Source organism: Pseudoalteromonas nanhaiensis (genome assembly GCF_051235485.1).
Taxonomy (GTDB): Bacteria; Pseudomonadota; Gammaproteobacteria; order Enterobacterales; family Alteromonadaceae; genus Pseudoalteromonas; species Pseudoalteromonas lipolytica_C.
This window is the reverse complement of the sequence record NZ_JBPNYQ010000055.1, coordinates 1-1,337: the sequence shown is the minus strand read 5'-3', so window position 1 is coordinate 1,337 and position 1,337 is coordinate 1. Positions and strand designations below refer to the sequence as shown.

1 protein-coding gene is annotated in these 1,337 nt (G+C 38.4%); it reads right to left on the bottom strand.

Going from position 1 to position 1,337, the window contains the following annotated elements; genetic code table 11:
• Positions 1-219: 219 nt before the first annotated feature.
• Positions 220-1,257 (bottom strand): IS110 family RNA-guided transposase, encoded by a 1,038-nt coding sequence (locus ACSFVZ_RS20415; protein ID WP_235404649.1) that lies wholly within the window; start codon positions 1,255-1,257, stop codon positions 220-222.
• Between the last annotated feature and the right edge of the window lie 80 nt (positions 1,258-1,337).

Below are 1,337 nucleotides of genomic sequence, written 5' to 3'. Positions count from 1 at the left end.
CTTATATGGACTCCCCGTTTTTTGTCAACGGAGTATTTATTAAATAAAGATTAGATGCTGGCTTATATACGGACTCTATTTGGGGAGCTACCCCTGGTCACTTTAATGTATTCGCCCCTTTATGACTTTTCTCTGTGACGGTATTTTCTACCTGAACACGGAACAGTCTCTTAAAGGTCAGTCTTACCCTGGTTTTAAACGCTCTTTATTGACAATAATTTAAGCCGTTAACAACTTTGGCTGATAACATTCGTTTTTCTTTAGCATGGCAAATGCAGTTCTGATTGTTTTATTCGCCAATGCTATTGCTGCCACTTTCTTACCGCGTCTTGCAATCAACTTTTTAAGCCATTCATCCTTTTCTGTGCGACTTGCTCTTTTTATAACATTTGAAACAACCGCTAGTGCACCTTGATATAACGTGCTACGTAACTTCTTGTTTGCTGATTTTTTTGAAATTGAGCCAATTTTTTCTTTACCACCAGAGCTATGCTGCACAGGCGTTAATCCTGCACAGGCAGACGCTTCTCGTCCATTTTTAAAGTGCTCTATACAACTAAAGTAAACTTTCAACATCATTGAACCTACTGGTCCAACGCCTTCCAATTTTGACAGCCGCTCGCATACTTCATCATTTTTGATTTCTTCTTCAATTAGCTTTTCTAGCGCTATAATTTCTTTAACAACTCTTTTGAATTGTTCATTTACTATTTTTAGAGATGCTCTAAATGCCATCGGTACATTAAAACTTGTATCCTCGAGCAAACTTTCCACTGCATCTATTAACTTACTATCAGACTTGGCTATAGGGATGCCAAGTTCCAACAAACAGCCTCGCTGTAGGTTCCCCAAGGCCACTTTTTGTTTTACAAAATGCTCTCTCATTGCTGATATGGATTGTAAGCACTGCTCATTTACACTTAATAATCTACTCGGCTTAACCGTTGGTTGCTGAGCTGCAATACCAATAGCCAAAGCATCATTCGCATCTGTTTTTTGGCCTTGTCTAAATGCTTTTACGACGCGTGCAGACATAGGTTTAACTATATGGCCAGCCTCTTTCGCTTTTCTTGCCCAATAATGCGTACCACCACATGATTCCATTGCTACTAATGATTGTTTTTCTGATACCAATAACTGAAGTAGTTTTTGTCTAGATACTTCTTTGTTGTATATAACTTGTCGCTCTTTACCTATTTTACAAACTTGATAATTATTTTTTGCTAAATCAATCGCAATAACGTTAAGATTCACCATGTATGGACTCCTTTTGTAAAAGTTTTGTCGCTTATTACGTTACCCCCCTGTGGGAGGGGAGTCCATACATCTCTGTGGTT

Bases quoted from the DNA above. Each gene is read 5' to 3' on its own strand.
- ACSFVZ_RS20415 (WP_235404649.1), bottom strand. From the start codon at position 1,257: ATGGTGAATCTTAACGTTATTGCGATTGATTTAGCAAAAAATAATTAT.